The sequence below is a fragment of the Shewanella sp. W3-18-1 genome (genome assembly GCF_000015185.1).
GTDB lineage: Bacteria > Pseudomonadota > Gammaproteobacteria > Enterobacterales > Shewanellaceae > Shewanella > Shewanella putrefaciens.
In genome coordinates this window covers 2,140,255-2,166,739 of sequence record NC_008750.1, presented here as the reverse complement: position 1 = coordinate 2,166,739, position 26,485 = coordinate 2,140,255, and the positions used below count along the sequence as shown (strand labels likewise).

Sequence of the window (26,485 nt, the reverse complement as noted above, 5' to 3'; positions counted from 1 at the left end):
ATGTCGACCTTAGAAGTCTGGATCATTATTATTTTGGTCATCGGTGTTATCGCCAGCAATCTGGCAGCACTAAAATACAGTGCTAAGTTTAAGCTACCGCAATTTGGTCAGCATGATAAAGATAAGCAGCTAAAGACAGGTACAAGCGCTTCTGCTGCGGATCCTAACAAAGCACCTACCGAAGCAGATAATGAAAAACCATTACAGCAAACATCGCTGAAAGAGACTGTCTCAGAACCCAGTAAAACAGACAACAAAGAGTAACCTAGGCTCAAGTTAGGTTACTTTATGGGAATTCAAAGGCGCTAAATGCGCCTTTTTGTTAAATAAACGGCCAAAGACCAACCCAATAAACCTATTTCGACAAAACAACGACCTTAAATGCTCTTTCTTGCCGAAGTCCGGCTCAATGGCCGCTCCTCGAGATGCGCCACTAAAAAGACTAAAAAATTAAACAGAAATTTTATTCTAAGATTATGATTTTTATCGGGCTGTGCCGCGACTAACTTCTTTAAGGATTTAATTCTAGAATAGGCATTTTCAACTAAATAGTCGTTTTCTTTCCCGATATATGTAGCAAAACCAGTAAATTCACCAATAAATTGCTGCGTCACTTTACGGCGATTTAGCCCCGTCAGTGCAGTGCCCTCTTTGAGTTTGGCTTCGAAGACACTGTACTCCAAACCATTGGCAATCGCGTTTTGCGACAAACCACTACTCAAGGCATCGGCAAGAAAACCTAAATTCGCTTTTAGCTCGAAGGCTATCGCTTGTTTACTGGCGCTCGATTGTTGCCAACGGCTGCGTTCTTTATCGAAAATATCGTATAGCTCTTTCCAAATAGTCATGCGCTTTGCCTACCTTGCACGAAATGGATCCCTGTTGTTTAAATCACTAGCCGCTGAAAGTTATCATAAATTTAAGCGTTTCTGCACAAATCTATTTCAAAAAATAATTTATACTAAAAATACAAATCTGAAGTAAAAAAATAGCCCGAACAAGTCGGGCCATCTCTCAATTGGTTTTCACCTTAATAGTCGTACACTCATTAAACTGTGCCAGTTTGCTTTAGTTTATTTTTTTGTGCGGCGAGTTTACGTAGCGCTTCTTTCTTCTCTCGACGCGCTTCAATCACTTGATTTACGTCGCTACCGATATGCGCTTCGTTTCTTGCCTTGGCGAGATTAACTTGACGTTCGCGCTCGACAAAACGCTTGCGCTGCTCATCAGAAATTTTATCGACACAATGAGGACAACTGACACCCTGCACATAGGCAGGACTGCGTTTTTCGGCTTCAGTGATCGGCATACGGCAAGCATTGCATTGATCGTACTGGCCTTTCTTCAACTCATGGTTAACGGCAACACGATTATCAAACACAAAGCACTCGCCTTCCCATAGGCTTTCTTCTTGTTTGACTTCCTCCAAGTATTTAAGAATACCGCCTTCAAGATGATACACCTCCTCAAAACCTTGCTCCTTCAAATAGGCCGTTGACTTTTCGCAACGAATGCCACCTGTACAAAACATCGCCACCTTTTTATGTTTGACAGGATCAAGGTTCTGCTTTACGTATTCTGGGAATTCTCTAAAGGTTTCAGTGACAGGGTTAATGGCATTTTTGAAGGTTCCGATCTGTACCTCATAATCATTACGAGTATCGACTAAAATCACATCAGGATCAGAAATCAGCGCATTCCAATCCTTAGGTTTAACGTAAGTGCCAACCACTTTTAGTGGATCAATCCCTTCCACACCCATAGTCACAATTTCGTTTTTCAGTTTAACTTTAGTGCGGTAAAACGGCATTTCATCGTCGAATGATAACTTGTAAACAATATTGTCTAGACCATTTTGATTATTGAGCCACGCTAATAAGGCTTCGATAGCCTCTTGGTTGCCAGCAACCGTGCCATTGATCCCTTCACTTGCGAGTAGCAGCGTACCTTTGACCTCAGCCTGTTCCATCATAGCGAGCAAAGGTGCTCGGATAGATTCAAAATGCGGCAACGACACAAACTTATATAACGCACACACAACAACTTTAGTCATAACACCCTCTTTGCTGGCTGGAACTTAATTTCCAGTGCATGAACTTAAAATAAACGATGAATTTGCGACAGATCGCAAAATAGCGCGAAATTTTACCTGAGTCACAATCAAATAAACACAGACAAAAACAAAGGTCATTAAATAGGGCGGCGTTAGGCTGGGAAAATGATTTATACGTCAATATAAAAAATGTGATCTAGAATGCTAGCTAAAAACAAACAATCTTGTTAGGAATGAATGTAACTCAATAACTTTTAAGAAATTTTTTATTTTACCTTGTAGCAATCGGTAAAATATTCAAGTAAGGTAAAGCACACTTAAGCAACGATACCTATTCAAGTCATTAACACGTGGTAAGACATCTTAATCCCTTTTACAGGTACGAGTTACAAGGATAAGTCAGTTGGAAGATATGGATATTAATATTATGGTTATGCTAGTGGGTCTGCTCGTATTACATTTTTTATTTGCGTTTAAAGCCTTTAAAAGTCAGGTTCATATCAGTACTAATAAAAAATGTTTTTGGTGTTTATTAAGCCTGCTATTTGGCCCTTTAGGCTACTATAGCTACCATGGTTTTATCCCCTTAGATGCCATTCTCAAAGAGTAAGTAAAAAATAGCGCAGTACATGACTACGCTATTCATCTTTGCTGCACCACAAGGTAATGCTCAGCTTACAAGTGACTATGTAATAACACTGAGTCATCAGGAAGCTTTTGTATAACAGGTGCTTGCCCTTCAGCCAATGCCTGTTTATAACTTTGATTCATCTTAAGCGCTAAGTATAAATCTGGTCGAACTAAAATCCCGCCTTCACCTGTTTGCATGCCCGTCAGTTCAAACCACCCAAGCATCTGACGTTTACGCCCGGCCAATACTAAGCGCACACCTCGTTTTTTCAGTAACTGATGTAAATCCGCCAGCATGGCCATGACACTCAGATCAAGGTGTGTAAAACAAGGCACTGCATCAATAATGATGCAATCTACGGGCTCGGGTTCACGAACAAACTTCTCGAGTAAACGGCGCTTAAAATAAGTCGCGTTAAAGTAAGTCAGTGGTGAGTTAAAACGGTAAATAAATACGCCAGGCACTGGTTTCGCTTTTCCCGAGTCATCAATACTCCGAATGACCCCTTTTTCATCTAATCCAAGCACTTGATCTGTCGGACGCATCACGGTTGCTAAAAACTGGAATAGTCCCAGTAATACCGCCAAAGTAATCCCAGGAATAACACCAATAAATAAGACTGAAAATAGCGTAATACAAGCAAGTAAAAAAGCTGAGCGATCTCTGACCCGTAAATTCCATAATGCTTTTAAATCGATAAGTGAAATTGAGGCAATGACTAAAACAACCCCAAGGGCGGAACTTGGAATATATTTCAGCGGTGCGGTAAAAAACAATGCTACTAAGGCGATTAATACCGCAGCAATAATCGAGACAAGCTGACTCTTTCCGCCATTGGCATCATTGACTGCAGTGCGAGAATCTGCGCCGCTCACGGCAAAACCTTGGGATAATGCTGACGCAATATTGGCAATGCCAAGTGCTCTAAATTCTTTATCTGCATCAATATCATAACCATTTTTTGCAGCAAAACTTCGCGCTGTGAGCATCATACTGACAAAGCTCACCATGGCTAAGTTAAGTGCTGGTACTACCAATTCACGGGCAATGCCAAGATTAAACACTGGGGCATAAAACGAGGGTAATCCTGCGGCCACCTCTCCCACTACATTGATATCAAAGGCGGTCAGATTAAATACCCAAACTAAAAATGCGGCCATAGCCATTGCGCACATTGAGGCAGGCCAAAGGGGGCGAAAACGCTTGATCAGCGCATAGGTTGCCAATGTCACAATCCCCATCAGTAGGGTCGGCCAATGGGTTTTAGATAAGTAGGAGGGCGCCCCAGTAAGCCGCTCAATCAAGTAACGCTCATCGAAGGTAAATCCAAATATTTTGGAGAACTGCCCCACAATAATAGTAATGGCTACCCCGTTAAGGAGTCCCATCAAGATGGGTTTAGAAAGGAAGTCCGCTAATACACCGAGTCTAAACCGACTCGCGATAAGACACCAAAAGCCGGTCATCGCGGTCATCGTCATGACTAGCTGCCAATGCTTCATGCTATCACCAGCAGCAAGTGGGGTGACAACCGCGGCAATCACCGCACAGGTAGCAGCATCAGGACCGACAATTAATTGCCTTGACGTGCCAAACAATGCATACACTAGCATAGGTAAAACACAGGAATATAAACCGACAGCGGCATTTACCCCTGTAAGTTGGGCATAGGCAATCGCCACTGGCAACGCCACTGCTGCAACGGATAATCCAGCGCGTACATCATCCCTAAGCCACTGCTTCTCATATTGCAATAACTGCGCTAACCCGGGCATAAAGGATACTAAACTGGGAAACTTCACGTGGTTAACCTCCATATACACCCCCAAGATACGCACATCCTTGGAGGCAAGAATATCAAGACATGCCTAAATTGTTAGCGAAAGGCCTATGTCACAAAAAATTCATCAATATTAGGTTGGTTATGACATAAAGCCAATCGTTACGCGAGTTTGTTTTCCAGAATATTTATGGATTTAAGGGTTCTGAAATTTAAGCTAACGTAAAATCATCGGTAAAGACACCAGAAGTAAACTACCCATAAACCAATTGAAGTGTCGCTTACGTTTAGCGGTATTGAGTTTTTTACTGATCGCTGCGCCCATCAATACCCAAGTAAATGATGCTGGAAATCCCACTAAGTTAAACACTAATACGCCGAGAAAAGCACTTAACCAAAAGCCCTCCCCACTTAATGTAAAAGCACTACAAAGGGTAATTGTCGACATCCAAGATTTAGGGTTAATCCATTGAAACAATGCAGCTTCTATTAGCGTCATTGGTTTTCGCCCATCATCTAGATAAGTTTCTTGCACTGGTAAAGTCACTAATCTGTAAGCTAAATACAACAAGTAAGCTAAAGCGAAGTATTTCAGCACTTGATGCAATAGGGGGACTGTTGCAAACAAAGCACCAAGACCAAGCAATACCGATAGATGCAAAGAGGTCGAGCCTAAGCGGATCCCCGCAATATGTGGCACAGTCCGTAATACGCCAAAATGCGCACCTGAGCTAGCCAATAGAATATTATTCGGGCCGGGTGTCATTGTCATCGTGGCACAAAATAGCGCCGCCGAAGTCATTAAACTCCATAATTGTGTGTCGTAAAAAAATGCAATATTCATAATTACCCATAATTGTATGCATACATTGTTTGACATAAAAATATTCAACAAATAATATACGGTGAATATTAGAGATCAATGGATTTATTGTTATGGGTACAATTTGGATGCCAGACCTAAGTGCTTTTTCAGGTCCAAAATACCAACGCTTAGTCAGTGCAATTGAACAAGATATTTTAAATGAGCAACTGCCCCATGGCCGTAAACTCCCACCACAGAGGCGTTTAGCCGATGCACTAGGTGTCACGATAGGGACAGTTACGCGTGCCTATGCCCTTGCTGAGCAGCGGGGATATGTTGAAGCCCGCATTGGCGATGGCACCTATGTCAGCGGTTCCCCATCTCCAGTAGCAGAATTAACGAATGTGCCACTCAATATGGCAACCTGCCAACAACCTCTCACCGATCAAACGAGTACATTAAGCGACTGCCTTAGCCAACTCGCGAAAGATCCCAGAAAATTAAGTCAATTGATGGGTTATAGAGCAAGCCCGTTAGATCAACACCAACAAGTGTTCCATCAATGGTTATCCCAACGAGGCATAGAACAAAAGCCTGAACAATTGATCTTTAGTCACGGGGGGCAACAGGCCATTTTTGCCTGCCTGAGTGCATTTTTATTTAAGGGTGATGTGCTATTGCTCGAACAATACAGTTATCCCGGTGTACGCATTTGCGCTAAACAATTGGGTATTACCAGCATCGGAGTCCCACTGACGGATGAAGGGGTTGATCTCGCTCGATTTGAAGCATTAGTGCAGTTGCATAATCCTAAACTGGTTTATTTGACCTTGAATAACCAAAATCCAACCTGTATCCAATACAGTCATGAGCAAAGGTTAAAATTACTTGAACTTTCTGAATTATATGAATTTTATATTATTGAGGATGATGTCAATTATTGTTTGCCAGAGGAATGGCATATACCGCTATGGCAATTAGCACAGCAAAAAGCCGTTCCTCGAGTGATCTATATTTCTAGTCTTTCTAAACTTTTTTCCGGCGGTTTAAGGCAAGGTTTTATCTTAGTACCGGAAGCACTCATCGCCCCAGTTCGCTTGGCTATTCACAGCCAATGCTGGATGGTATCACCGCTCAATGTGGAAATCGCCTGCCAAATCATCAAAAAAGGAAACATCACAGCAGCCCGGGATGCCATAGTACGCCAACGCCAAAGCCAATGTATTGCTATGGGTGAACGCTTAGGTTTAAAACAGCGCTGGCGCGGCTTAAATGGCTGGTTGCAATTACCCGAGGATATTAAAGCACATCACTTAGTCACGGCTTTAGCAGCCAAAGGCGTACTCATTCGTAACGGTGATGATTTTAATTGCCATGATAATTTTATCCGCTTAAGCCTTGGTGGCGCGGACAATGATGCGCAATTCAATCTCGCCGTTGAATGTATAGAAGCGACCATACATTCCTTGGTGCAAAATGCCTACTCTGTGGTTTGACTCAAAACAGCCATGAATTTTGTTCACGCAAAATGCAAGATAAACTGAAAATCGCGCTAATCTACTAAAAATAACGCCAGCAGCATTACTGCTGTTGGCGTTAATCTGGATGGGTATACTAAACCGTTATTTTACATTCAACTGATAAACACTGGTGCTGCCGCTAACCTCGTTGCCAATAATCAGCAAAGGTTTGCTGTTAGGACTCTTATCAGCACTCACAAACTTCATCCCTTCTGGGCCTAAATCCCCCGCCAGAGTCGCATCACCTTTAACCACTCCAGTTTCAGTATTAATCGTAAAGTCAGCGTCAAAATCACGATTGACGACATAATCAATAAAATGCACATCGAAAGGATTCGTCACGTCATAAATCATAAAACCCGAAGTTCGCTCCAAACCAATAAAGGCATAAAGACGCTGGCCAATTTGACCTAAGGCCAAGGCTTCTGGCTCCGGGCCTTTATCATCACTGCGGCTATCACCTTTATTTTCTTCGTTGTTATTATTGAATTTATTACCTAATAGTGCTGCGGTAATACGTTCAAAATCACTGCCACTGTCAAACACTTGTTGACCATCGGCAGTCCAAATCGAGAATGAACGAGCACCAAAACTAACAATCCTATCGTAATCGCCATCTTTATCATCATCCCCCATGCTTGTCGTTACCTTAAGACGTGCTAATTGGGTTTTATCCTTAGCGGCTGCAAATTGGGGATGATTGGCATCGAGTATTAAATCCCCTGCTCGGGCTTCTTCCGAAAAAGCACTGTAGTCACGGGAGTCACCTTCATTAGCTGTGACAATAAAGTCTGTGTTATTCCAGCGGTACGTCGCAAGAGTGTCGGGTTGATACATGCCGTAAACGCCGGTGTAGCTTTGCAAGTTCACTCGGTCATCTTTATCACTCGCATCAATTTTATTCACTTCAAGCCCATAATCCTTCAGACCTAAGGGTAAAATTTTTGCAACTTTGGCATTGACGATATCAATGACAGCAATGGCATTGTTCTCTTGTAAGCTGACAAATGCACGACGGTTATCTTGGCTTACCGCGATATATTCAGGTTCTAAATCCTGTGCCACACTGGCCATTGGGCCATTAATTTTGATGTCCGCAGTGATCTCACTATGACGTGTACCACCTTGATTAAAATCACTAAAGCCTATGATGGTAGCCGTTGCTGCAGGTTTACCCTCTGTAATAGCAATAAGCGCAATGCTGCCTTCAGGATCTAAGGTATAGGATGAATTGGGTTCGCCTTCATTGGCGACTACTACCATTTTGCCATCATGGGTAAATACCACATTATCCGGCAAGGCACCAACTTCAACGGCACTGATAAACTGTGGAGTATCTGCACCGTTAAGCTGATAAAAGGCTACAAAACCATTAGCTTGCGTTTTATTACCCGCCGCATCCCCACGTTCAATTGCCGCAGCAAGCAAGTTACCCGAAATGCTAACGCTATTGACGCTCCCCATAAAGGTTTGCCCCACATCTTTAGCAACATCGAGTTCTGCTAGTTTATCGAGATTATTCAATGCCAAGGGTTCAGTGGCTGCTGATGAGGTTGCTAATAAACTACCATCAATAATATCGACTTTACCGCTGATCGCATTAACGACAAAAATACGATTTGAAGCACTATGGTATTCAACAATCTCGGCGGCACTTAATCCATAAATGCCCGTCTGATGCCGACCAATCAACTCTGCAGTTAATCCTACTACTTGAGGCTGACACACAAACTGTATTTGTGTGGGGTCTACTTCACTTTCATCTAATACCCCATTGCGATTAACATCTAATCCGGTCTCAATACGCTGACCTCCCGCGGGACAATTAGCATCCCCAACATTCAATGCAGTCACGTTAACAAGTGAACTCAGTCCATTGTCGCCTTTATCACCCGTAGCACCGTCATCACCACTGCAAGCACAAAGCAATAAGCTACCCATAACAGCCGCTGTAAGAGGGAATGTTCTTATTTTCATCGTTATATTATTTCCTGTCAGAATGGGGTAAAGAGAAACTAAAGCCCATTAAACTAAAGAAGGAAAAAGTCGCAGGAATGACAATATGGTGACACTTAGGTGACAAGATAAAACCTAGATACAACAGTTGGTTAAAAATTGAAAAAGTATATTCACCGTTCAAGGCATATCATTTATTCAGTTCTCCTTTCGTTACACTTTAATACGAAAAAGAAGAGAAAGAAGCGACGCCAATGATTGGTTTATTTGCCTGACCGCTTTACTATGTTATTGCTTAGCTTCTTCGAGCCTTGTGTGCCAGTGAACGAGACAAGCCATTCGCGTTAATCCCCATATACATAACAATCAATATTGTATTGAGCTAAATATTGATGATAGATATGGTTGACCAAGGAATAGGCTTCTTACCATTTAACAGCAAGTGTTAATCACAGAAGTGAGTTTTTATTTCTTTCGCCACCCGAGGTTACAGTGGATCCACAATTACAACCTAGTAGCACAGCCACTAATATCAGACGCATACCCAATTTAGGCCTGCTTATTCCCATGCTAGCTGCCATAGTGGCAATTACCCCTCTGGCTATCGACATGTATTTACCCGCAATGTCGACCTTGGCACTGAGTTTCCATACCGACATCACTACAGTGCAACAATCACTGAGCATCTATTTAGCAGGTTATGCACTCGGCATGTTGTGTTTTGGCCCATTAGCCGATCGCATCGGTCGAAGACCTATGGTCATTATGGGGCTGAGCGGATTTATGCTGACAAGTTTTCTGATTGGCTTTGCAGCACAAGTCGAAATCTTTTTAGGGCTGCGTTTCTTGCAAGCTTTTATTGGTGCTGCGGCAACAGTCGTTGTTCCTGGGTACATTAAAGAAGTGTATGGGGACAATACGGCAAAAGGCATGTCCTATGTCAGCTTAATTATGATGCTAGCCCCCTTATTAGCCCCCAGTATCGGTAGCTTAATTTTAGAGTTAGGCGAATGGCATTTAATTTTCTTCATTCAATCTGCCTATGCAGCGCTGTTGCTGTTGATGGTGATAATACTGCTGAAAATGCCAAGCGATAAAGATCAAGATACCCGTAGTCAAAAATCCTTCTTAGGTGCATATGCCACTGTATTTTCCCGTGCTGGCGTTAAACTGAATATTGCCAGTGGTGTATTAACCTCCTTTGCCTTCTTCTGTTACCTCACAGCATCTCCCTTTATTTATATGGAAGTATTTGATTTAGATAAATCTTTTTTTGCTATTTTATTTAGTATTAATGTTGGCGCTTTGATGCTGGCCAATATCCTTAATACCCGAGTAGTAGGTCGTTATGGCTCCTTAAGAATGTTACACGTTTCAACTTTCTTTGGTGCCTTGGCCGGTGTCGGACTATTAGCAGTAAACCTACTAGAACTTAGTTACCACTTTACTGTGATGATGCTCATTCCTCTCATGGGGTGCTTAGGGATAATGTCGGTGAATGCCGATGCCATAGTGCTCATGAAATTTAAACAAGAGACCGGAACTGCTACTGCAGTTATTGGTACCTTAAGGTTTGGTTGTGGTGCCCTTGCAGGCCCTCTGCTTGCTGTATTTTATAATGGTACTGCCGTCCCCTTCTCGGCATTAATGTTAGCAGCAGTGGTACTCGTGGGGATTTGTCAGTGGAATAGACCTAAGCATAAAGCAGGCTAGCAATCAAAACGCAATATCAGCTTTCATTAATATTGCTTATCTTTGATGAAAAACGATGTCCTGACATCGTTTTTTTATTTTACATCGTTTACTTCATTGATATTTAGCGTTTTTATAAAAATATCATCACAAAAACCTAGCCTCACAGACTTATTTACTGCGCTTAGAAAGTTGAAAATGTTTCAAGTTGGTTATTTTTTAGATAAAACGCTTGAAATGTCATTTTTTTTGAATATGATGAAATTCTGTTCATTGCAACAGTTGCTGCATCCAAGAGGATGAGTCACTTGCCCTACTAGAGCAAGTTCAGCAGTTTGGAGTCTGAATTACCCTTCAGGCTTAACTTTAGAGCGATTACCGTCGCTGTAACAAAATACTGTTTACCGTAACGGTACTATGCAATAGGAGTTCCACATGGAGATGTTATCCGGCGCCAGCATGATAGTGCGATCCTTAATAGACGAAGGTGTAAAGCACGTATTTGGTTATCCTGGCGGTTCAGTTTTAGATATCTACGATGCCCTACACGTTATCCCCGGTATAGAACACATTCTGGTTCGTCACGAACAAGCCGCCGTGCATATGGCCGATGGTTATGCACGTGCAACGGGTAAAGTGGGCGTGGTACTTGTCACCTCAGGTCCTGGCGCCACGAATGCAATTACTGGTATTGCTACTGCCTATATGGATTCAATTCCGCTGGTGGTATTGTCCGGCCAAGTACCGAGTAACCTGATTGGCAATGATGCCTTCCAAGAATGCGATATGATCGGTATTTCACGCCCGGTAGTAAAACACAGCTTTTTAGTCCAAGATCCAAAACAAATCCCTGAAATTATTAAGAAAGCGTTTTATATTGCTTCAACAGGACGCCCTGGCCCTGTCGTTGTCGATTTACCAAAAGATTGTTTAAACCCTGCGTTGCTGCACGAATACCTCTATCCCGAAAGCGTAAAAATGCGATCCTATAATCCAACGACTTCAGGGCATAAAGGTCAAATACGCCGAGGCCTACAAGCGCTACTGACGGCTAAAAAGCCAGTGCTATATGTGGGTGGTGGTGCCATTATCTCTGGTTGCGACAAGCAAATTTTGCAACTTGCTGAAAAACTGAATATCCCAGTGATTAGTACACTTATGGGACTTGGCGCCTTTCCTAGTACCCATAAAAATAGCTTAGGTATGCTTGGTATGCATGGCCGTTACGAAGCTAATATGACCATGCATCATTGCGACTTAATCTTCGGCATAGGTGTCCGTTTCGACGATAGAACCACTAACAATGTTGAAAAATATTGCCCAAATGCGACCATTCTGCATATAGATATCGACCCTTCATCCATATCCAAAACCGTGCGCGTGGATATTCCCATTGTAGGCTCTGCCGATAGCGTGCTTGACAGTATGTTAACGCTGTTAGACGAATCGAATGAACGCAATGATAACGATGCTATCGCAACATGGTGGAATGATATCGAGCAATGGCGTAGCCGTAATAGTCTCGCCTATGACAAAAATACTGTTCGTATTAAGCCGCAGCAAGTCATTGAAACTTTATATAAATTGACCCATGGGGATGCTTATGTCGCCTCTGATGTGGGTCAGCATCAAATGTTTGCAGCACTATACTACCCCTTCGATAAACCCCGCCGCTGGATCAACTCTGGTGGCTTGGGCACTATGGGATTTGGTTTGCCGGCTGCTATGGGTGTTAAGTTAGCTATGCCAGATGAAACCGTAGTCTGTGTCACGGGTGATGGCTCTATCCAGATGAATATTCAAGAGCTATCAACCGCATTGCAATACGATACTCCTGTCAAAATTATCAATTTAAACAATCGCTTTCTTGGGATGGTTAAACAATGGCAGGACATGATTTACTCTGGTCGTCATTCTCATTCTTATATGGATTCAGTGCCTAATTTTGCCAAAATTGCCGAGGCTTATGGACATGTGGGTATGACTATCAGCGATCCTGCCGAGCTTGAATCAAAAATGGCAGAGGCCTTAGCGATGAAAGACAGATTAGTCTTTATTGATATCATGGTGGATGAAACTGAGCATGTTTACCCTATGCTTATCCGCGGCGGGGCAATGAATGAGATGTGGCTAAGCAAAACGGAGAAATGCTAATGCGTCGAATTATATCTGTTTTATTAGAAAACCAATCCGGTGCCCTGTCTCGAGTAGTGGGCTTATTTTCACAACGCGGCTATAACATTGAAAGTTTAACCGTGGCACCCACCGATGATATTACACTGTCGCGTTTAACTGTCACCGTCGTTGCCGATGAAAAGATCCTTGAGCAAATCGAAAAACAACTGCATAAGTTGATTGATGTACTTAAAGTATCGAATATCACGGAGTCAGCCTATATTGAGCGTGAACTTGCCTTAGTGAAAGTGCGAGCTCAGGGTGAGTTCAGGGAAGAAATCAAGCGGACTGCCGATATTTTTCGTGGCCAGATTGTCGATGTCACCGCGAACCTTTATACCATCCAGCTAGTGGGTACGACTGACAAACTCGATGCTTTTATCCATGCGATGGGCGAAGTTACAAAAGTGGTTGAAGTCTCGCGCTCAGGCGTTGTCGGCCTTTCCCGTGGTGAAAAAGCCATGAAAGCCTAAGGCTCAGAAAATATAAAACAAAGGGGAGCATTTGCTCCCCTTCTCTTTTAGGCTAGCATCGCAAAGACCATTATTGCTGGTTATCTAATAAACGCGATGATGTGATTTCAATTTTGCGTGGTTTTAATGCTTCAGGGATTTCACGCACTAAGTCGATATTCAATAACCCATTTTCTAAACTGGCACCCAGTACAGTGACATAATCGGCCAATTGGAAAGTACGCTCAAATCCGCGTTCAGCAATACCTTGGTACAGATATTTACGCTCGGTTTGGCTTTCAGCCTTATTGCCTTTTACCAGTAACTTTTCACCTTCGCTACTGATCTCAAGCTCTTCCATTGAGAATCCCGCGACAGCCATAGTGATGCGGTAACGGTTTTCACCTAATAATTCAATGTTATATGGAGGATAACCTGAGTTACCATTATTAGCTGCGGCATGTTCGGCCAGTTGTGCTAAACGATCAAAACCAATGGCACTACGGTAAAGTGGAGTTAAATCATAAGTACGCATATTCATATCCTTGTCTTAAGCAATATGGGAAATTAGCGGACAACCTTCACAAACAAACGTGATATGTCTCGCCGAACTTAACTTCTGTCCTTGCGGCACAGAAACAATCACGGATCCTCATCGAGCGATCCTGCAATAGATATAAGGATAGGAAAGCCGATTTCAAGGGAAAAATTTAAAAAAATTTTCCAATAAAAAAGGAGCCATCAGGCTCCCTTCTTCGGTCTTGCACTCAGATTAACGAGTACGTGGACACAGTTCTTCAGCACTGAAGAAGTAAGCAATTTCACGAGCAGCAGATTCAACAGCGTCTGAACCGTGTGCAGCGTTTTCGTCGATGCTTTCAGCGAAATCAGCACGGATAGTACCAGGAGCAGCTTGAGCTGGGTTAGTTGCACCTAAAATTTCACGGTGAGCTAAAACAGCGTTTTCGCCTTCTAATACTTGGACCATAATTGGGCCAGAAGTCATAAATGCAACCAGAGCACCAAAGAAACCGCGTTCGCTATGCTCTGCATAGAAACCTTCAGCTTGTTCTTTAGTCAGGTGTAACATTTTAGCCGCAACGATCTTAAGACCTGCAGTTTCAAAACGATTGTAGATAGCACCGATGTGGTTTTTTGCAACAGCATCTGGTTTGATAATAGAAAATGTGCGTTCGATCGCCATAATAACGAGCTTCCTTTGTCAGCAAGTTTGAAAAAATTCGCGCGGATTATACGAAATTTAAAAGCCAAATCCTATCTTTATAGCCAATTAGCCTGAAATATTGCGCACAGTAGCTTTATTCGTAAACAGTTTGACCATACAAAATGCCCCACTAGGATCAAAAATCCGAGTGGGGCCAATCAATTATGAATATGGGATTATTTTCGATTTTTAGCCCAAATCCCCGCCCATGCAATCAAAGCCACAAGGATAATTGCAGGGGCAAGATCTAATAGGTGATGGAATAGACCAACACCGCCATGCCCTGGATGAGCCCAAGCCATTGAAGGAACGAGTATAGATAACAAAACAAGCAAAAGTTTCATGTGAACATCCTTGCAGTTGCGATACCAAAGTTAAGACAGCAAAATGTCTTAACCAATGTATAACAAGATACGGTATTCATCCAGAATGAACTTGATTGCGATCAAACTCCCACAAAATATTCTCTACGCCACCACTAAAACGTGAGACAAATCACCTTAGCCAATATTCATAAAGACAGTATGACTCACATTAATGGTGCTATCTGTGCTTTTAACTACCCAAAAATCAGTTATTTCTCTTCAATCCAACATTGCTGAATGGCTTCAAGAATACGTTCATTACAATGTTTAGGCTCATCATCAAAGTCATCTAATGCTAAGATCCATTCATACAACTCAGTAAAATGTAATTTGTGAGGGTCAACATCTGAGTGTTTTTCGAGTAACTCTAATGCAATATCTAAGGAATCTGTCCATTTTAAGCTCATCTTTTTCTCCTTATTCATTTATAGGGAAGCGAAAAAACTGATAGCCTTAATGTGACGCAACCTACACTATTTAACCTTGCGCCTGAGTCACCTTTTTCACTTTAGTCACATTTTTTTCAACAAATTCAATAATCGCACCTGCCACATCTTTAGTGGTGGCACCTTCAATCCCTTCAAGCCCAGGGGAGGAATTCACTTCCATTATGACGGGGCCATGATTCGAGCGTAGCAAATCAACACCTGCCACATTCAGTCCCATAGTCTTAGCTGCACGAATAGCAACGGAGCGCTCTTCAGGCGTAAGTTTAACTAAACTTGCGGTACCACCACGGTGCAAGTTAGAGCGGAACTCACCTGGCATAGCTTGACGCTTCATGGCGGCAATCACTTTATCACCGAGCACAAAACAACGAATATCCGCGCCATTTGCTTCTTTAATATATTCTTGCACCATGATATTGGCTTTAAGGCCCATAAAGGCTTCAATGACACTCTCGGCAGCTTTACGGGTTTCTGCTAAGACCACGCCAATTCCTTGTGTGCCTTCAAGCAATTTGATAACAAGAGGCGCACCACCCACCATATCAATTAAGTCAGGAATATCACTGGGTTTATTAGCAAACCCTGTAATTGGTAACCCAATTCCACGACGTGACATCAACTGCATTGAACGTAATTTGTCACGTGAACGGGAGATGCCAACGGAATCATTCAAAGCATAGACCCCCATCATCTCAAACTGACGCAGCACCGCCGAACCATAAAAGGTGATCGATGCGCCAATACGGGGGATCACTGCATCAAACGTAGGAAGTTCTCTCCCACCAATATGAATACTCGATTGCCGCATGTTGATATTCATATAACATTCAAGGGGATTAATTACGTGTACTTCATGACCACGTAGTTGAGCCGCTTCAACGAGTCGCTTAGTTGAATATAGCTCAGGCCCTTGCGATAGGATCGCGATTCTCATTCTGGTCTCCGGCAACCATTTAATTTTGAGCGCATAATACGCCTGCTAAAGGATAAATCAATCATCGCTATTATTGCTTGAGCAAATGCTCAGCATCATAAGTCAAAAACCAGTCGCTTGGACTGGTTTTTGACTATTTAAGCGGCGCAGCTTGATGGCTAATTACCTTCACTCACCATATTGACCGTGTACTTAGGGATCTCAATCACCATATCACTATCGACCACTTTAGCCTGACAGGATAAGCGACTCTCAGGCTCAAGTCCCCAAGCTTTGTCTAACATATCATCTTCAAGTTCATCACTTGGCTCAAGTTCATCAAAGCCTTCACGCACAATACAGTGACATGTTGTGCAAGCACAGGACTTTTCGCAAGCATGCTCAATATTGATGCCGTTACGCAACGCAACATCAAGAATAGTTTCACCGACATTTGCCTCAAGCACTGCACCATCAGGGCACAGCTCTGCGTGGGGAAGAAAAACTAATTGTGGCATCACATCACCTATATGTTATCGATCGATTGGCCCTTAAATGCCACTCGAATAGAGTTGTCCATACGTCTAGCGGCAAAATCTTGGGTTTGCTCATCCAGTCGTTCAATCGCTTGTTTAATTGCCTCGGCATCATCGCCCGTGGCCAATTGCGCCACATTGGCCATAGTGGCATCGATCTGCCCACGCTCATCTTCATTTAGCAAATCGCCATCTTTCGCTAACGCGGCATGTAAAGATTCGAGCACCCTTGCAGCTTCGACTTGCTGCTCGGCAAGCATACGGCGGCTTATATCATCTTTTGCGTACTTCATCGAATCTTTCAACATAGTCGCAATTTCAGTATCTGATAAACCAAAAGATGGCTTCACTTGAATGCTCGATTGCACCCCCGTGGATTTTTCCATCGCGGTCACGCTGAGTAAACCATCGGCATCCACTTGGAAGGTCACCCGAATGTGCGCAGCACCTGCGGCTAAAGGCGGAATACCTTTCAAGGTAAAACGCGCGAGTGAACGGCAATCAGCCACTAATTCACGCTCCCCCTGCACCACATGGAATGCCATGGCCGTTTGACCATCTTTAAACGTGGTAAATTCCTGCGCCCGTGCAACCGGAATCGTGGTATTACGCGACACCACTTTTTCCACTAAGCCGCCCATGGTCTCTATGCCTAACGACAAAGGGATCACATCGAGCAATAACAAATCCGATTCGGGTTTGTTACCCACTAAAATGTCAGCTTGAATTGCAGCGCCAATGGCGACAACACGATCGGGATCTATAGATGTCAGCGGTGGTTTGCCGAAAAAAGCTTCGACCTGTTCACGCACTAATGGCACGCGCGTTGAACCGCCAACCATCACAGTTTCAAGCACTTCTTCTGCTGTGACGCCAGCATCACGTAGAGTTCTGCGGCAACTGGCGATAGTTTTTTTCACTAATGGGCTAATCAAACTATCAAAGTCACGTTTTGTGACAACTTGCTTAAGTTCAGAACCATCGGCAAGGATGATTCTAGCTTCGGTTTCATTGGCATCGGTTAACGCTTCTTTAACCCGGCGAGCCTCAATCAATAATTGACGACGTAACTGAACATCGATGTCACCAAGCTGCCAAACTTGCTGCATATGTTCCTGTAGCAAATGATCGAAATCATCACCACCAAGAGCCGAATCTCCCCCTGTTGCCAATACTTCAAATACGCCACGATTTAAACGTAAAACTGAAATATCAAAGGTACCACCACCTAAATCGAAAATGGCAATCACACCCTCTTGCTTAGAGTCTAAACCATAGGCAATCGCGGCTGCGGTTGGCTCATTGAGCAAACGCAAGACTTTAACACCCAACAATGCCGCAGCATCTTTAGTGCCTTGACGTTGGGCATCATCGAAATAGGCGGGAACTGTGATTACCACACCTTGGAGTTCGCCGCCTAAGGTTTTTTCTGCTCGGGCAATAAGTGGTCGCAAAATCTCAGCAGAGACTTGCACTGGATTGACTAGGCCTTGGGGAGTGACAAATAAAGGTAACCCATTTTCACTTTCGGCAAACTCATAGGGAAAGGACTGTTCACCCGTTTGAATATCGGTCAGACTACGCCCCATAAAACGCTTTACCGATACTATCGTGTTCTTTGGATCTTGGGCTGAGCTTAATGCCGCAAGCGCACCAACTTCAACAGTGTCTTGGGTATAACGGACAATGGAGGGTAAAGAATGTTGTCCATCTTCGTCCGGCAAGGTTGCCGTTTCTCCACTTCGAACTGCTGCAACCAACGAATTGGTCGTACCTAAATCGATACCAACGGCAAGTCTATGTTGGTGTGGCGCGGCACTTTGACCGGGCTCAGCTATCTGCAAAAGGGCCATATATATCCAACTTAGTAACGCCAACCCCAAAAAAAATGAAGTTGGCTGAATCACATAAACACGGAAAATTAATCTAACAGAGCATCTTCAATTCTTGTCAGCTCATCATGCAATTTTGCCATAAACTTGAGCTTGCGAACTTGATCTGCCGCTAACAAAGCATCTTCATCTTTGCTACTGTTAAGTTGTGCAGTCAACATATAAGTAAGTTTGGCACGATACTCGGCAAAGGATTGATATAACTCATCAATACTCTCTTGAGGATCAGTGCTGTGACGGATATCTTCTAAAGCCTCACGCCACTCCATTTGCTGCATCAAAAAAACAGTATCTTTGACTGTGGTGGTTTCATGGCTTAGATCAATACCGCGCAGTGACAACAGATGCTCAGCACGACGAATGGGGTCTTTTAAGGTTTGATAACCATCATTCACTTGTGCTGTGCGCTGCACAGACAACAACTTCTGCTGCTCAGTATCATGGGCAAACTTATCGGGATGCACCGCCCGCTGCAATTCGCGATAGCGTTCTGCAAGCACAGCGGTGTCTATATCGAAGGCAGGAGAAAATTTAAACAGCTCGAAATAATTCATGCGTCAACTTTAGCGGTTAAACAGTGAAACTCTCACCACAACCACACTCACCTTTTGCGTTAGGATTGTTAAATTGGAAGCCTTCATTGAGCCCTTCTTTAACAAAATCCAGCTCGATCCCTTGAAGATAGATAAGACTCTTGGCATCTATAATGATTTTCACATCTTCGATATCAAACACTTCATCGTCATCATTCAAAGTATCAACAAACTCAAGCACATAAGCCATGCCAGAACAACCAGAAGTTCTTAAGCCAAGGCGAAGGCCAATACCTTTGCCTCTATTTGCTAAGAAAGATCTGACTCGCTCTGTTGCCGCTGGGGTCATTGTAATCGCCATCTTAACTCCAGAAGCTACTGAGCTTGCTTCGATTTATACTCATCAATAGCGGCTTTAATGGCATCTTCTGCCAAAATTGAGCAGTGAATTTTCACTGGAGGTAACGCAAGTTCCTCAGCGATATCAGTATTTTTAATCGCTGCGGCTTGTTCAATCGTTTTACCCTTGACCCACTCAGTTACCAGTGAACTAGAGGCAATGGCACTACCACAACCGTAGGTTTTGAACTTAGCGTCTTGAATGATGCCATCAGCACCAATTTTCAACTGAAGTTTCATCACGTCACCGCAAGCAGGCGCGCCTACCATACCGGTCACGACCGAAGGATCGTTTTTATCAAAGGAACCTACATTACGTGGGTTCTCATAATGATCTATCACTTTTTCACTGTAAGCCATGGTATTACTCCAAAATTATCTATTGTTAAGTGTCAGAACTAATGATGTGCCCACTGAACTTGGTTCAGGTCGATACCATCTTTAAACATTTCCCATAACGGGGACATTTCTCTTAATTTATCAATAGATTGTGTAATAGTTTCGATAGCATGATCGATTTCTTCTTCCGTTGTGAAACGGCCAATGGAGAAACGAATTGAGCTATGTGCCATTTCATCATTTAAACCCAGTGCACGTAATACGTAGCTCGGTTCAAGGCTGGCTGAAGTACAAGCCGAACCCGATGAAACAGCTAAATCTTTTAAGGCCATCATCAAAGACTCACCTTCAACATAGTTGAAGCTGACATTGAGGCTACCGCAAAAACGTTGCGTTAGATCACCGTTAATATACGTCTCTTCAATATGTTTGATGCCATTCCATAATTTATCGCGCAAACGACCAATACGTTCGTTATCTGTTGCCATTTCCGCTTTAGCTATCGCGGCGGCTTCACCTAAACCGACTATTTGGTGAGTCGGTAATGTGCCACTGCGCATACCACGTTCGTGTCCACCACCATGCATTTGCGCTTCTAAGCGAATACGAGGTTTACGGCGAACATAAAGGGCACCAATGCCTTTAGGGCCATACATTTTATGACCAGAGATTGAAATAAGATCGACCTTTGTGGCTTGCACATCAATTGGCAATTTGCCTGCACTTTGTGCTGCATCCATATGGAAAATAATGCCTTTTGAGCGGCATAACTCACCGATTGCATCGATATCGTGGATCACACCGATTTCATTGTTGACGTGCATGATGCTAACAAGAATAGTGTCGTCACGCATAGCAGCTTCTAAACGTTCCATCGGAATAATGCCGTTAGATGCGGGCTCTAAATAGGTGACTTCAAAGCCTTCACGTTCTAGTTGACGGCAGGTATCGAGTACAGCTTTGTGTTCAGTCTTGCTGGTAATGATATGCTTGCCTTTCTTGTTATAGAAATGAGCAACACCTTTGATGGCTAAGTTATTTGACTCAGTCGCGCCAGAGGTAAACACAATTTCACGGTGATCGGCATTGATCAAATCAGCCACTTGATTGCGAGCAATATCCACCGCTTCTTCAGCTTGCCAGCCGTAGCGATGTGAACGAGAGGCTGGGTTGCCAAAGATGCCATCCATCGTCATATATTGGAACATCTTTTCCGCGACTCTCGGATCGACAGGCGTGGTGGCGGCATAATCTAAATAGATAGGAAGCTTCATAACACACTCCGTACTTAGCAGTCTCTGCCGAGGCTACATACAACGTACAATATAATTTTTATGTATAACAAGGAGCCTATAAAATGACTCTTTGTTCCTTTTGCATAGTGTCTTGCTTAAGCGAGATAAATTGCACATCGCGCTTCTGCATCAAGCCGGCAAGACTGATACCATCTAAAAAATCTGAAATTTGTTTGCTTAGATCACCCCAAAGCGAGTGCGTTAAGCAGCGAGTTCCACTCTGACAATTGCCTAATCCTTGACAACGAGTCGCATCAACGGACTCATCTACGGCATGAACAACCATACCCACTGAAATATCGTTGGCTTCTAGGCCTAAGCGATAACCACCACCCGGACCACGAACACTGGCAACTAAGCCATGTTTTCTTAACTTAGCGAAGAGTTGTTCCAAATAAGAAAGCGAAATCCCTTGTCTTTCAGAGATATCCGCTAAGGGAACCGGCCCCGATGCTGAGTGGATGGCCACATCCAGCATAGCGGTTACTGCATAACGACCTTTAGATGTAAGTTTCATAGCTACCATAGCTCCCGAACAGGTATGGAAAGCATTTCAACATACCCGAGTAAATTAGTCAAGTATAAGTCCTACTAAAACACTCAGGTAATAGGTCATATTGTAAACCAATACCCTGTCATCTTGGTGGGGTATTTAACCTTTTTCTCTCTGAAGATTCAATGCCAAAACCGCAATAAATAAGCCTTAAGAGACCTAGATCGCGATCTAAAGCACTATCATTAGCGATAAACCTGATTGCTTATTCCAAAACACCACAAAGAGAGTGAAATATAAACCTATTCCCTAATCTGTGGATTTATTAACAGCACTGGCACTTCTTCTGGGCAAACACGATCTGTAGCGAAGCTTAAATGCTAGGATCAAACTCTTCTAATGAACTTTGACGTTTATCCGCTGCCGCTTTTTCTGCCTCATTAAACTCACCCATATCAAGCTCTGGCAGTTTTTCAGTGCAGACATCCCCACCTAAACGTTGTATTGCCTGACACAATTCTTGCACTTTTGAATCCATTAAATGCATATGATCTAGCATTTGACCTATGGCATTAGCGACAGGATCAGGATTATCAGGTGAAACTGCATAGGCATCAAAACCGTATTTCTTTGCCATAGCACTACGGCGTTCAGATTTTTCCTTCGATTGAGGTGAAGGGGTTGCGACAACGCGCCCAGGAATACCGACTACTGTGGTATCCTTAGGTACATCTTTAACAACAACTGAATTAGAGCCTACGCGTGCGCCATCATGCATAGTAATAGGACCAAGGATCTTAGCCCCTGCACCGACCACTACGTTATTGGCTAAGGTTGGATGACGTTTCCCTGCCTGCCAAGTCGTTCCCCCTAAGGTTACCCCATGGTATAAAGTACAATCATCACCAATCTCTGCGGTTTCACCGATCACAACCCCCATACCATGATCGATAAAAAACCGATGGCCTATGGTTGCGCCGGGATGGATTTCAACCCCCGTCAGCCAACGGGAAAACGTCGATAAACAACGTGCTGTCAAGCGCCAATCTGCCTTCCATAATTTATGGCTTATCCTGTGCAACCAAATAGCATGCATTCCTGGATAGTTAACCAAGATCTCAAAGGCACTGCGCGCCGCTGGATCACGGTGATAAATAGATTCAATATCTTCTTTTAGCCTAGCTATCACGCCCATTGTTTATCCTTCGCGATTATTTTTGACTATTGTAGGGTTAACTATTTTTGTTTATTGCTAACCACTTTATCGATGGAAGTCAGGATCCCTCTAAGAATATTCATTTCCTGGCTTTCAATCCGTGCACGACTGAACAAACGGCGCAATTTAGTCATCACTTGTCCAGGGTGGTTTTTAATAATAAAGCCCGTAGAAAATAACGTATTTTCAAGGTGTACAAAAAAACGCTCTTGATCGGCTGCCAATGGATATTCTGTCGGCTCTTGTGCAGATTCAATTCCAGCTAAGTGTGCAACGCGGGTTTCATAACAAATAATTTGTACCGCTTGAGCGAGGTTAAGTGAGCTGTACTCAGGATTTGCAGGGATCGCCACATGATAAGTACATTGTTGCAACTCTTCATTGCTGAGCCCATGATTTTCACGGCCAAAAACAATGGCAACAGGGCCAGTTACGCTTTCTGTAACCAGTTTCTGCCCTGCTTCGCGTGGTTCAAGCATAGGCCAATCTAAGGTTCTGCTGCGCGCACTGGTGGCAATGACCAGACTACAATCGGCAATGGCTTCGGCGAGTGAGTCGACTTTAACGAGGTGTTTCAAAATATCAGAAGCACCCGCGGCAAGCGCAATAGATTGACCATCGGGTTCTACGCGAGGTTCGGCAAGATATAGCGTAGACAGACCCATTGTTTTCATCGCTCTGGCGGTGGAACCTATATTGCCGGGGTGCGATGTCCCCACTAAAACCACACGAATATTACTTAGCATGAAACAACTTAATTTAATTCATAAAACACTGGGGGCGAATATTATCACAGGCGCGGGCGAATGCTTATATGAAAATCGGTATTTGATATAACAATCAAATCGAGTATAATGCCGCCCGCTATTTTAACGTTCTTTAACATCCAGGGGATTGCAATGCATCCGATGCTGACGATTGCTGTACGCGCTGCCCGCGCGGCCGGCCAAACTATTATGCGCGCCTATACTGAACTTGACCGTGTTGAAGTCAGTGCTAAAGGTATCAATGATTTTGTTACCAGTGTAGACAAGGAAGCAGAAGCGGCTATTACGTATCAAATTCGTAAATCTTACCCAGATCATACGATTGTGGGTGAAGAGAACGGCGAAAACCGTGGTAGTAACAAAGACTATATTTGGATAGTTGATCCTCTGGATGGCACTAACAACTTTATTCGAGGCATTCCCCACTTCGCTGTTTCTATTGCACTGCAACATAAAGGTAAAACTGAAGTTGCCGTCGTTTATGATCCTGTTCGCGAAGAACTCTTTACCGCTATCCGTGGTAAAGGCGCCAAACTTAACGATTTCCGTATCCGTGTTACTAATGTGAATGAATTAGCGCCAACCATGATTGGCACTGGTTTTCCATTCAAATCTCGTCAACACACCGAAACTTATATGGCTATTTTCGGTGAGGTTTTCAGTCAATGTTCAGACTTACGTCGCGCAGGTTCTGCCGCATTAGATTTAGCCTATGTTGCCGCGGGGCGTTTGGACGGTTTCTTCGAAATCGGCTTAAAGCCTTGGGATATTGCTGCTGGCGATCTGATTTGCCGCGAAGCTGGCGGTACTGTGACTGATTTTACGGGAAACCATAACTATTTGGTTTCGGGTAATATCGTCGCTGGCTCACCTAAAGTGACTACAGAATTAGTGAAAATCATGCGTCCTTTATTGAATGAAGGCTTAAAGCGTTAATTTATTCACAATAATTCACCCAAGAACCCATATTAAAAAGCCCGTGATATTTAAAAATATCACGGGCTTTTGTTTAGTTTCTCATCAAGCCAATATCTGCCAACTACCTACCCGCTAATGCTTGCGCAGGTCCAATTTGACTGGCCTTCCATGCTGGATACAGCGTTGCAATCAGACTCATCACAAATGCCATAGCAATCACTAAGATGGCATCTGAGGTATGTAATTCTGAAGGCAAAAAGTCAACGAAATACACATCCGCCGATAAAAGCTCAATACCCAATAACTGTTCAATGGTACTGGCTATCTCACTTAAATTAAGTGCAACACTAATACCAATAATTCCTCCTAAACCGCAGCCTAATAGGCCATTTAGAGCGCCCTGCACCATAAAAATGCCCATTATGCTTAAGCGGCTCAGACCCATGGTCATTAAAATCGCAATTTCAGAGGCTTTATCCCGTACCGCCATCACAAGGGTTGAGACAATATTAAAACAGGCAACACCAATCACTAACACTAATACCAAGTACATCACGGTGCGAACCAGTTGAATATCTTGATATAAATGCCCTTGAGTTCGAGTCCAATCACTAATATAAACCGATTGTTTTTGCGCATAGCCAAGTTCACGGACTTTGGCTGGTGCATCAAATACTTGCTCGACACTGATCCGCACCCCTGTCACGCCATTCTGCATATTAAGGATCTGCGCAGCATAACGCATTGGAATATAAGCCGTCGTCAGTTCAAGCTCTCCCCCCAAGGCATAAACGCCCGAGACCACAAAACGATGACTCTTTGCTGCACGTAGACTGCCCGCATTTTCGGGGTCCATATCCTGCACATATAACGCTAGCGTATCGCCAATCTCAAGTCCTAACTTTTTCAGTAAACTTTTACCAAGGACAATATGATTCTCATCCTGTGCGAGGCTCTGCCAGCTTTCATCATTCATAAACTGGGCTAGTGTGGACACTTTAGTCTCTTCTTCAGGCGCAATTCCAACCACGGATAATCCTTGAAATCCGCCAGGCTTTTGCACTAATCCTTGCATGCGAATAAAGGGCGCCGCACCACGAATCCCCTCAATTTGCAGGGCGCCCTCTGCAACGCTCTGCCAATCGACAATGGGCTCGTTAACCCCAACAATATCGGCTTGAGGGATAACGCCAAGGAGTCGTTGCTCAAGCTCACGCTCAAAACCATTCATGGCCGACAACACCACGATCAATACCGCAACGCCCAAGGCAATGCCGGCGGTGGATGCAAAAGAGATAAAGCTAATAAAACTGTTTGATTGGCGAGCGCGGTAAAAACGCCAGCCGATAGATAACGCTAACGGTCCTTTCATACTTGGGTTTCCGCCGCGACTTGCAAGTAACCGTTTTTCATCATCAATTGTCTATCCATACGCGCGGCTAATTTATGATCATGGGTCACCACCACAAAGGCTGTACCAAGTTGATTCGCTAACTCGCGAATAAGCTCATATACTGCATCACCACTATTTGCATCAAGATTACCCGTTGGTTCATCGGCAAGCACCAATTTAGGTTGATTGATTAACGCCCGCGCAATGGCTACTCGTTGACGTTCGCCGCCCGATAACTCGGCGGGAATATGCGTTATGCGGTGACCCAGCCCCACCCGCTCAAGTAGCAGTTTTGCATCGGCAATCGCTTGCTTACGATCTTTCCCTTGAATAAATGCGGGCATTGCCACATTTTCTAGCGCGGTAAATTCAGGCAATAAATGGTGAAATTGATAAATAAAGCCTAAATCTTGATTGCGGATCTGCGCTTGGCGAGCACTGGATACTTGATATAAATCTTCGCCTAACAGCAAAACTTTACCCGCCGTTGGCTCATCCAAAGTGCCCATAATATGCAATAAGGTGCTCTTACCCGAACCAGAGCTACCGACAATGGCTAACTGTTCGCCTTTAAAGACCCGCAGATCCACATTGGACAATACTTGCGTAGTCACCGCGCCATCATGGTAACTCTTACTGACATTCTGCACTTGCAGTAACACGTCTTGCATTGAGGTTCTCTCTATAA

The 26,485-nt window shown here is 43.6% G+C and carries 28 protein-coding genes; 7 read left to right on the top strand and 21 right to left on the bottom strand.

The window, feature by feature from the left end; genetic code table 11:
* Window positions 1-264, top strand: a complete 264-nt coding sequence (locus tag SPUTW3181_RS09790) for a DUF2897 family protein (protein ID WP_011789210.1) — start codon at window positions 1-3, stop codon at window positions 262-264.
* Between the two features lie 113 nt (window positions 265-377).
* Here SPUTW3181_RS09790 and SPUTW3181_RS09785 read toward each other — a convergent pair whose 3' ends face one another.
* Window positions 378-848, bottom strand: coding sequence for a hypothetical protein (locus tag SPUTW3181_RS09785; RefSeq protein WP_011789209.1), 471 nt, complete (start codon window positions 846-848; stop codon window positions 378-380).
* A gap of 200 nt (window positions 849-1,048) precedes the next feature.
* Complete coding sequence (locus SPUTW3181_RS09780) at window positions 1,049-2,053, bottom strand: rhodanese-related sulfurtransferase (protein WP_011789208.1); 1,005 nt, start codon at window positions 2,051-2,053, stop codon at window positions 1,049-1,051.
* A 412-nt stretch (window positions 2,054-2,465) separates the two neighbouring features.
* On the opposite strand from SPUTW3181_RS09780, the gene SPUTW3181_RS09775 reads away from it, so the two are divergent.
* Window positions 2,466-2,663: a hypothetical protein gene (locus SPUTW3181_RS09775; RefSeq protein ID WP_041408380.1), complete on the top strand. Its 198-nt coding sequence runs from the start codon at window positions 2,466-2,468 to the stop codon at window positions 2,661-2,663.
* 65 nt (window positions 2,664-2,728) lie between these two features.
* On the opposite strand, the gene SPUTW3181_RS09770 is transcribed toward SPUTW3181_RS09775, so the two are convergent.
* Window positions 2,729-4,486 (bottom strand): SulP family inorganic anion transporter, encoded by a 1,758-nt coding sequence (locus SPUTW3181_RS09770; RefSeq protein ID WP_041408379.1) that lies wholly within the window; start codon window positions 4,484-4,486, stop codon window positions 2,729-2,731.
* A 195-nt stretch (window positions 4,487-4,681) separates the two neighbouring features.
* Window positions 4,682-5,308 (bottom strand): LysE family translocator, encoded by a 627-nt coding sequence (locus SPUTW3181_RS09765; protein ID WP_011789205.1) that lies wholly within the window; start codon window positions 5,306-5,308, stop codon window positions 4,682-4,684.
* A 92-nt stretch (window positions 5,309-5,400) separates the two neighbouring features.
* On the opposite strand from SPUTW3181_RS09765, the gene SPUTW3181_RS09760 reads away from it, so the two are divergent.
* The gene (locus tag SPUTW3181_RS09760) at window positions 5,401-6,765 is read left to right on the top strand and encodes a PLP-dependent aminotransferase family protein (protein WP_041408170.1); all 1,365 of its coding nucleotides are present in this window, start codon (window positions 5,401-5,403) and stop codon (window positions 6,763-6,765) included.
* 126 nt (window positions 6,766-6,891) lie between these two features.
* On the opposite strand, the gene SPUTW3181_RS09755 is transcribed toward SPUTW3181_RS09760, so the two are convergent.
* Window positions 6,892-8,766, bottom strand: a complete 1,875-nt coding sequence (locus tag SPUTW3181_RS09755; RefSeq protein ID WP_011789203.1) for a choice-of-anchor I family protein — start codon at window positions 8,764-8,766, stop codon at window positions 6,892-6,894.
* 471 nt (window positions 8,767-9,237) lie between these two features.
* Between SPUTW3181_RS09755 and SPUTW3181_RS09750 the strand changes: the two genes are divergently transcribed.
* From SPUTW3181_RS09750 to ilvN, 3 genes are all read left to right on the top strand, one after another.
* On the top strand, window positions 9,238-10,458 hold the full coding sequence (locus SPUTW3181_RS09750) for a multidrug effflux MFS transporter (protein ID WP_011789202.1): 1,221 nt from the start codon (window positions 9,238-9,240) through the stop codon (window positions 10,456-10,458).
* Between the two features lie 414 nt (window positions 10,459-10,872).
* Window positions 10,873-12,591: an acetolactate synthase 3 large subunit gene (locus SPUTW3181_RS09745; protein ID WP_011789200.1), complete on the top strand. Its 1,719-nt coding sequence runs from the start codon at window positions 10,873-10,875 to the stop codon at window positions 12,589-12,591.
* Complete coding sequence (gene ilvN, locus SPUTW3181_RS09740) at window positions 12,591-13,085, top strand: acetolactate synthase small subunit (RefSeq protein ID WP_011789199.1); 495 nt, start codon at window positions 12,591-12,593, stop codon at window positions 13,083-13,085. Before SPUTW3181_RS09745 ends, ilvN begins: the two co-directional genes overlap by 1 nt.
* A gap of 70 nt (window positions 13,086-13,155) precedes the next feature.
* Here ilvN and SPUTW3181_RS09735 read toward each other — a convergent pair whose 3' ends face one another.
* From SPUTW3181_RS09735 to trmJ, 14 genes are all read right to left on the bottom strand, one after another.
* The gene (locus SPUTW3181_RS09735) at window positions 13,156-13,599 is read right to left on the bottom strand and encodes an Hsp20 family protein (protein WP_011789198.1); all 444 of its coding nucleotides are present in this window, start codon (window positions 13,597-13,599) and stop codon (window positions 13,156-13,158) included.
* Window positions 13,600-13,836: 237 nt separating this feature from the next.
* Window positions 13,837-14,268: a nucleoside-diphosphate kinase gene (gene ndk / locus SPUTW3181_RS09730; protein ID WP_011789197.1), complete on the bottom strand. Its 432-nt coding sequence runs from the start codon at window positions 14,266-14,268 to the stop codon at window positions 13,837-13,839.
* Between the two features lie 197 nt (window positions 14,269-14,465).
* Entirely contained in the window at window positions 14,466-14,633 is a 168-nt protein-coding gene (locus SPUTW3181_RS09725; protein ID WP_014610490.1) for a hypothetical protein, read from the bottom strand.
* Between the two features lie 230 nt (window positions 14,634-14,863).
* Window positions 14,864-15,061, bottom strand: a complete 198-nt coding sequence (iscX, locus tag SPUTW3181_RS09720; protein WP_011789196.1) for a Fe-S cluster assembly protein IscX — start codon at window positions 15,059-15,061, stop codon at window positions 14,864-14,866.
* Window positions 15,062-15,131: 70 nt separating this feature from the next.
* Window positions 15,132-16,037: a 30S ribosomal protein S6--L-glutamate ligase gene (gene rimK / locus SPUTW3181_RS09715; RefSeq protein ID WP_011789195.1), complete on the bottom strand. Its 906-nt coding sequence runs from the start codon at window positions 16,035-16,037 to the stop codon at window positions 15,132-15,134.
* 158 nt (window positions 16,038-16,195) lie between these two features.
* Window positions 16,196-16,534 (bottom strand): ISC system 2Fe-2S type ferredoxin, encoded by a 339-nt coding sequence (gene fdx, locus SPUTW3181_RS09710; RefSeq protein ID WP_011789194.1) that lies wholly within the window; start codon window positions 16,532-16,534, stop codon window positions 16,196-16,198.
* A gap of 8 nt (window positions 16,535-16,542) precedes the next feature.
* Window positions 16,543-18,405 (bottom strand): Fe-S protein assembly chaperone HscA, encoded by a 1,863-nt coding sequence (gene hscA / locus SPUTW3181_RS09705; RefSeq protein ID WP_011789193.1) that lies wholly within the window; start codon window positions 18,403-18,405, stop codon window positions 16,543-16,545.
* Window positions 18,406-18,473: 68 nt separating this feature from the next.
* The gene (gene hscB / locus SPUTW3181_RS09700) at window positions 18,474-18,998 is read right to left on the bottom strand and encodes a co-chaperone HscB (RefSeq protein WP_011789192.1); all 525 of its coding nucleotides are present in this window, start codon (window positions 18,996-18,998) and stop codon (window positions 18,474-18,476) included.
* A 16-nt stretch (window positions 18,999-19,014) separates the two neighbouring features.
* The gene (iscA, locus tag SPUTW3181_RS09695; protein ID WP_011789191.1) at window positions 19,015-19,338 is read right to left on the bottom strand and encodes an iron-sulfur cluster assembly protein IscA; all 324 of its coding nucleotides are present in this window, start codon (window positions 19,336-19,338) and stop codon (window positions 19,015-19,017) included.
* A 14-nt stretch (window positions 19,339-19,352) separates the two neighbouring features.
* On the bottom strand, window positions 19,353-19,736 hold the full coding sequence (iscU, locus tag SPUTW3181_RS09690) for a Fe-S cluster assembly scaffold IscU (protein ID WP_011789190.1): 384 nt from the start codon (window positions 19,734-19,736) through the stop codon (window positions 19,353-19,355).
* Between the two features lie 38 nt (window positions 19,737-19,774).
* Complete coding sequence (locus SPUTW3181_RS09685; protein WP_011789189.1) at window positions 19,775-20,989, bottom strand: IscS subfamily cysteine desulfurase; 1,215 nt, start codon at window positions 20,987-20,989, stop codon at window positions 19,775-19,777.
* Window positions 20,990-21,065: 76 nt separating this feature from the next.
* Window positions 21,066-21,527 carry a Fe-S cluster assembly transcriptional regulator IscR gene (gene iscR / locus SPUTW3181_RS09680; RefSeq protein WP_011072275.1) on the bottom strand — a complete coding sequence of 154 codons (462 nt, stop codon included), beginning with the start codon at window positions 21,525-21,527 and terminating at the stop codon, window positions 21,066-21,068.
* Between the two features lie 349 nt (window positions 21,528-21,876).
* The gene (gene cysE / locus SPUTW3181_RS09675; RefSeq protein ID WP_011789188.1) at window positions 21,877-22,698 is read right to left on the bottom strand and encodes a serine O-acetyltransferase; all 822 of its coding nucleotides are present in this window, start codon (window positions 22,696-22,698) and stop codon (window positions 21,877-21,879) included.
* 41 nt (window positions 22,699-22,739) lie between these two features.
* On the bottom strand, window positions 22,740-23,465 hold the full coding sequence (gene trmJ / locus SPUTW3181_RS09670; protein ID WP_011789187.1) for a tRNA (cytosine(32)/uridine(32)-2'-O)-methyltransferase TrmJ: 726 nt from the start codon (window positions 23,463-23,465) through the stop codon (window positions 22,740-22,742).
* A 153-nt stretch (window positions 23,466-23,618) separates the two neighbouring features.
* Here trmJ and suhB point away from each other — a divergent pair, with 153 nt between their 5' ends.
* Window positions 23,619-24,422: an inositol-1-monophosphatase gene (suhB, locus tag SPUTW3181_RS09665; RefSeq protein WP_011789186.1), complete on the top strand. Its 804-nt coding sequence runs from the start codon at window positions 23,619-23,621 to the stop codon at window positions 24,420-24,422.
* A gap of 103 nt (window positions 24,423-24,525) precedes the next feature.
* Here the strand turns inward: suhB and lolE are convergent, their stop codons facing one another.
* Both lolE and lolD read right to left on the bottom strand, forming a co-directional pair.
* Window positions 24,526-25,776 (bottom strand): lipoprotein-releasing ABC transporter permease subunit LolE, encoded by a 1,251-nt coding sequence (gene lolE, locus SPUTW3181_RS09660; protein WP_011789185.1) that lies wholly within the window; start codon window positions 25,774-25,776, stop codon window positions 24,526-24,528.
* Complete coding sequence (lolD, locus tag SPUTW3181_RS09655) at window positions 25,773-26,468, bottom strand: lipoprotein-releasing ABC transporter ATP-binding protein LolD (RefSeq protein WP_011789184.1); 696 nt, start codon at window positions 26,466-26,468, stop codon at window positions 25,773-25,775. The genes lolE and lolD overlap by 4 nt, the downstream gene beginning before the upstream one ends.
* Between the last annotated feature and the right edge of the window lie 17 nt (window positions 26,469-26,485).

Excerpts from the sequence above, each read along its gene's own strand:
- hscA (WP_011789193.1), bottom strand. The coding sequence starts at position 18,405 with ATGGCCCTTTTGCAGATAGCTGAGCCCGGTCAAAGTGCCGCGCCACAC.
- hscB (WP_011789192.1), bottom strand. The coding sequence starts at position 18,998 with ATGAATTATTTCGAGCTGTTTAAATTTTCTCCTGCCTTCGATATAGAC.
- lolE (WP_011789185.1), bottom strand. The coding sequence starts at position 25,776 with ATGAAAGGACCGTTAGCGTTATCTATCGGCTGGCGTTTTTACCGCGCT.
- trmJ (WP_011789187.1), bottom strand. The coding sequence starts at position 23,465 with ATGCTAAGTAATATTCGTGTGGTTTTAGTGGGGACATCGCACCCCGGC.
- SPUTW3181_RS09780 (WP_011789208.1), bottom strand. The coding sequence starts at position 2,053 with ATGACTAAAGTTGTTGTGTGTGCGTTATATAAGTTTGTGTCGTTGCCG.
- rimK (WP_011789195.1), bottom strand. The coding sequence starts at position 16,037 with ATGAGAATCGCGATCCTATCGCAAGGGCCTGAGCTATATTCAACTAAG.
- SPUTW3181_RS09760 (WP_041408170.1), top strand. The coding sequence starts at position 5,401 with ATGGGTACAATTTGGATGCCAGACCTAAGTGCTTTTTCAGGTCCAAAA.
- ndk (WP_011789197.1), bottom strand. The coding sequence starts at position 14,268 with ATGGCGATCGAACGCACATTTTCTATTATCAAACCAGATGCTGTTGCA.
- SPUTW3181_RS09775 (WP_041408380.1), top strand. The coding sequence starts at position 2,466 with ATGGATATTAATATTATGGTTATGCTAGTGGGTCTGCTCGTATTACAT.
- iscU (WP_011789190.1), bottom strand. The coding sequence starts at position 19,736 with ATGGCTTACAGTGAAAAAGTGATAGATCATTATGAGAACCCACGTAAT.
- iscX (WP_011789196.1), bottom strand. The coding sequence starts at position 15,061 with ATGAGCTTAAAATGGACAGATTCCTTAGATATTGCATTAGAGTTACTC.
- iscR (WP_011072275.1), bottom strand. The coding sequence starts at position 21,527 with ATGAAACTTACATCTAAAGGTCGTTATGCAGTAACCGCTATGCTGGAT.
- ilvN (WP_011789199.1), top strand. The coding sequence starts at position 12,591 with ATGCGTCGAATTATATCTGTTTTATTAGAAAACCAATCCGGTGCCCTG.
- lolD (WP_011789184.1), bottom strand. The coding sequence starts at position 26,468 with ATGCAAGACGTGTTACTGCAAGTGCAGAATGTCAGTAAGAGTTACCAT.
- SPUTW3181_RS09725 (WP_014610490.1), bottom strand. The coding sequence starts at position 14,633 with ATGAAACTTTTGCTTGTTTTGTTATCTATACTCGTTCCTTCAATGGCT.
- SPUTW3181_RS09790 (WP_011789210.1), top strand. The coding sequence starts at position 1 with ATGTCGACCTTAGAAGTCTGGATCATTATTATTTTGGTCATCGGTGTT.
- SPUTW3181_RS09685 (WP_011789189.1), bottom strand. The coding sequence starts at position 20,989 with ATGAAGCTTCCTATCTATTTAGATTATGCCGCCACCACGCCTGTCGAT.
- cysE (WP_011789188.1), bottom strand. The coding sequence starts at position 22,698 with ATGGGCGTGATAGCTAGGCTAAAAGAAGATATTGAATCTATTTATCAC.
- iscA (WP_011789191.1), bottom strand. The coding sequence starts at position 19,338 with ATGGCGATTACAATGACCCCAGCGGCAACAGAGCGAGTCAGATCTTTC.
- fdx (WP_011789194.1), bottom strand. The coding sequence starts at position 16,534 with ATGCCACAATTAGTTTTTCTTCCCCACGCAGAGCTGTGCCCTGATGGT.
- SPUTW3181_RS09785 (WP_011789209.1), bottom strand. The coding sequence starts at position 848 with ATGACTATTTGGAAAGAGCTATACGATATTTTCGATAAAGAACGCAGC.
- SPUTW3181_RS09755 (WP_011789203.1), bottom strand. The coding sequence starts at position 8,766 with ATGAAAATAAGAACATTCCCTCTTACAGCGGCTGTTATGGGTAGCTTA.
- SPUTW3181_RS09735 (WP_011789198.1), bottom strand. The coding sequence starts at position 13,599 with ATGCGTACTTATGATTTAACTCCACTTTACCGTAGTGCCATTGGTTTT.
- SPUTW3181_RS09745 (WP_011789200.1), top strand. The coding sequence starts at position 10,873 with ATGGAGATGTTATCCGGCGCCAGCATGATAGTGCGATCCTTAATAGAC.
- SPUTW3181_RS09765 (WP_011789205.1), bottom strand. The coding sequence starts at position 5,308 with ATGAATATTGCATTTTTTTACGACACACAATTATGGAGTTTAATGACT.
- suhB (WP_011789186.1), top strand. The coding sequence starts at position 23,619 with ATGCATCCGATGCTGACGATTGCTGTACGCGCTGCCCGCGCGGCCGGC.